The sequence below is a fragment of the Brasilonema bromeliae SPC951 genome (assembly GCF_012912135.1).
Classification (GTDB): domain Bacteria; phylum Cyanobacteriota; class Cyanobacteriia; order Cyanobacteriales; family Nostocaceae; genus Brasilonema; species Brasilonema bromeliae.
The window spans coordinates 1-3,862 of the sequence record NZ_QMEB01000357.1 but is presented as its reverse complement, the minus strand read 5'-3'; the positions used below and the strand labels follow the sequence as shown (position 1 = coordinate 3,862).

Below are 3,862 nucleotides of genomic sequence, written 5' to 3'. Positions count from 1 at the left end.
CGGCCGCGGTGGAGGAGGTGAACCGGCTCCGCGGGCTGGCCCTGGCGGTCGAGGCGTACCACCGGCCGGACCGGTCGTACGACGAGTTGGCGGCCGACCTCCTCCGGCAGGCGACCGCCCGGGGGCCGGCCGACGGCACCTGCCTGGCGTTCTTCCCGGCCCCGGGCTGACCCGCGGCCGGCGGGGGCGCCCGCCGAACCGTCCCACCCGTCACCGCGATCGATCCGCCCGGGGGCCGTCGACGACCGGACGGCGGCCGGAGGTTGGACCGGACGACCACCCCGTGGCCAACCCGCCACGACGGGATCGACTCCGACCACTATGACATTCGCCCGTTCCGCGGGGTCACCATACCTGGGCGACCGTCGCCGACCCCAGCCGCGTGCCACCACCGCCCGTCACCGGACGGTCAGTCCGCGAAGTTTGGCGCGGCACCTCGGCCGCCGTCACGCCGGGTCGAGCCATCCCACGCTCGGCCCGTCCCGGTTGGTTCCCGCCGACCGATCACTAACTGTCGCCCCGGTCACGGACGTGTCGGCACCGGGCTGGCGTGCCGGCACGGCCCGTTCCGCCCGGTTCTCCGGAGCCGCCCCGGTCGGGCGGCCGTCCGGAGTGTCCGAGTGCTCACCCCGCCGACCCGGCTCGGTCATCTGGAACCGGGCCGCCCCGCCGCGTACGCCAGCGACGCCGGCCACCGCCGCAGCGCCCGCTCCACCTGCTCCCGGCGGGTCTCCGGCCGGGTATGGGTGTAGTGCGCCGTCATCCCCAGCCCGGCTCCGAGCGTCGGCTTGTGCCCCAGCACCTGCTGGCGGATCAGCGGGTCCACGTTGGCGTCCTGGAGCAGGGTGGCGAACGTGTGCCGCCAGCTCTTGGGGCAGGTGGCGTCCGGCCGGCCGATGGCCGCCATCCCTCGCACGAACACCTGCCGGACCTTGTCCGCCCGCACCGCCCCGGCGTCCCACCAGAGCTTGCCCGCCAACGCTGCCTCCTCGGCGCGGGTGAGCGGCCGCCCGGCGGCCCCCCGCCGGTCGCGGAGCGCCTTGCCCAGCTCCCGCCGGTCGCCGGCGACGGACGCCCTGCGGGCGTGGAACCGTTCTCGCAGGAACACCGGGCCGCGGGTCCGCATCCCGACCACCGTGCGGAGGACGGCGACCACCTCCGGCAGGAGCGGCACCACCCGCTCCTGGCCCGTCTTCACCCGCCAGCCCAGTTCCACCTTGTTGCGGACGTGCAGCCAGCCGTCGGCCAGGTCCACGTCCTCGATGAGCAGGTGGACCAGTTCCCCGACCCGCAGCCCGGTCTTGGCGAGCGTGAAGTGGATGGGGAAGGCCCAGGCGGTGCAGGCCCGTAGGAACGCCAACTCGGCGTCGGCGGTGAACACGAACACCGGCTTGGCGTCCTCGGCCTTCATCCTGTCGAGAGGCAGCGCCGCGAACGGGTTGCCGGCGTACGGCGGCAGGTACCGCCACCTGACGGCGTAGGTGTACATGGCCCGGCACGTCTCCAGCACGTACCGCACGCCGTTGGCCAGCAGCTTCCGCCTAGAGGCGTTCGGGTGGCCGTTCGGCGCCACCTCGATCCGCCGCAGGTATGCCGCGAACGCCTCGGCCCGGACCTCGTGGGCCTGGGGTAGCCTCGGCAGGGTGCGGACGAAGTCGTCGAGGTGCTGGGTGGCCGAGCGGTACCGCCGCAGCGTGCCCACCGCCGAGTGCAGGACGTGCTCGTGGTGGTCGAGGAACTGCCGCCGCAGCTCGGCCACGCCGACCGGGGTGAACGTCAGGAGGGTCGGCTCGCGGCTGGCGAGCTGGGCGTTGACCCGGGCGGCCACCTGCTCGGCCTGGTTGCGGGTCGGGGCGACCTTCTTGCGGTGCGGGCCGGCGTCGTCCCGGTAGTACACCCACCACGCCCCGTGGTGTTCGTAGACGCTGACCCTTCCGATGCGGACCCGCGGAGAGGGTCGGGACTTCTTCGGCGGCACGGGACTCCCCCCGGTGCACGGCTCGTGCACCAACCGTGCACCAGGCGGGCAGGACCGTCGGGGGAGCCGTGACGCGGGGCGTTGCCGTTACTGGCTTTGCGTCACAAGTCCATCAAGGAGCGGACTTGGTAACGGAGAGGGAGGGATTCGAACCCTCGTTACCCTTTCGGGCAAATCGGTTTTCGAGACACCTACACGCCTGCCGCAGAGTGTTATTGGTCAACGGTTTGCGGAGTAATCAGCCCTCCGTTTACCCGCCGGCTTGCCTTACGCCTGCGGGAACTTCCGACGGAACCAGCCGGTGACGGCCTCGATCGTGGCGGCCACGAGCTGGGCGATGAGGGCGTCCACCACCGGGTTCGCCCCGACGGGCTGGCTGGCCCCGAACGACCGCGGGGCGGCGGCGGCCGTGCACTTCGCCTTGAGGGCGTCCAGCCGGTCGCAGCAGGCCACCACCTCGGCCGAGGTCGGGGCGGCGGCGAACGAGGCCGGGCTGCCGTCGGCCGGGGCCGGCGTCGGGCTGTGGCCGCCGTTGCGGAGGAAATCGGCGAAGTCGTGGGTGGCGTGGCTGATCTTGTCCAGGACGCCGGCGGCCGCGTCCAGGGTGTCGGCCCCGGCACCCGAGGCCAGGTCGGCGGCCGTCTTCAGGCTCTCTTCGATCTTGCGGATCACGTCGAGCGGGTTCACTTGAGGCTCCAGGGGATGAAGTCGAACGCACCACCGGCAGTAACCGAGGCAGGGCGGCGACGGGCAGCCGGTGAGCGCCCGCCCCCGAGCGGCGGCGGTCACCAGCGGCGGCCGAGCCGCCCGGCCGGGGCGGCACAGTTCCCGCCGGGGCAGCCCGACGGCGGGCCGCCGAAGGGGTTGGCGAATGTCGGCCCCATCACCGGGGCGGCGGTCGCCACCCGGCGGCTCGCCACCAGCGACGGGCGGCCGTCCTCGCACTCGAACCGCTCGACGCCGGCGGCGTCCCGGTAGCACTTGTGCCGAGCCGGGTGGACGTCCGCCCGGGCCGGCAGGGCCACGTCGCCCAGCCGCGGTGCCACGCCGACGGCGATCCAGACGGTTTCCCCGGCGGCCACCCGGTCGCGGACCCCGGCCCAAGTCGGCGGGCTGGCGGTGGCCGGCTTGCCCTTTATCTCGGCCACGTCCCGCTTGAGGGCGTCCACGTCGGCCCGCAGCTCGGCCACCTGCTTGTCGATCGGGATGGGCGAGCCGAGGTCGGCCGCGGCGACGTGACCGGCCAGCAGCATCACCGCCACGATGGCGGCAGCCGCCGGGGGCAGCCCGCGACGCGCCCACTGGAGGGCGAACCCGAGCAGGTGCCACACCCGGTCCTTCGCCCGGTCCAGGCAGATGCCCTTGCCGACCGCCTCGTCGTAGCTGGCCGGGTCCACGCACGCCGACGACTCGGCGTACAGGGTGCCGTTGGCGAGCTCGACCGAGCAGACTGTCATCTTGCCGCCGACGGTGGCCGGCTCGCACTTGGCGACGAACCCGTCCACCATCGCCTGGGTGACGCGGGTCGGGTCGTTGCCCTGCGGGAGGTAGAACCGCTCGAACTCGGCCTTCGGACTCCATGAGTGGTAGGCGTCCGGCTGGCCGTAGCGGTACACGACGTGGTAGCCGGCCTCCCCGCTCTTCTCCTCCGGCCACGCGAACACCTGCTTGATCCCGATGTAGTGCTGACTCACTGCGACTCTCCCAGGGTGAAGGTGCCGGGCGTCCCACCCGGCCGGCCGGCTCTAGCCCCGGCTGGCGTCCCCGCGTGGCCGGGTCAGGCGGTCGGGGTGGGGATGACCCCGCCCTCGTCGGTGACGGCCCGCACTGCGAACCACCCGCCGACCGGCCCGGCGTAGGCCGCCTCGGGGATGACGAACCGCC

3 protein-coding genes are annotated in these 3,862 nt (G+C 73.6%); all 3 read right to left on the bottom strand.

Annotated features, from left to right (window positions below; all coding sequences use genetic code 11):
- Positions 1-646: 646 nt before the first annotated feature.
- The 3 genes from DP116_RS30595 to DP116_RS30585 all read right to left on the bottom strand — a co-directional run bounded on the left by DP116_RS30595 (position 647) and on the right by DP116_RS30585 (position 3,672).
- The gene (locus DP116_RS30595; RefSeq protein WP_169158131.1) at positions 647-1,897 is read right to left on the bottom strand and encodes a tyrosine-type recombinase/integrase; all 1,251 of its coding nucleotides are present in this window, start codon (positions 1,895-1,897) and stop codon (positions 647-649) included.
- A 348-nt stretch (positions 1,898-2,245) separates the two neighbouring features.
- Positions 2,246-2,665 (bottom strand): hypothetical protein, encoded by a 420-nt coding sequence (locus DP116_RS30590; RefSeq protein WP_169158130.1) that lies wholly within the window; start codon positions 2,663-2,665, stop codon positions 2,246-2,248.
- 98 nt (positions 2,666-2,763) lie between these two features.
- On the bottom strand, positions 2,764-3,672 hold the full coding sequence (locus DP116_RS30585) for a Gp49 family protein (protein WP_169158129.1): 909 nt from the start codon (positions 3,670-3,672) through the stop codon (positions 2,764-2,766).
- Positions 3,673-3,862: the final 190 nt, after the last annotated feature.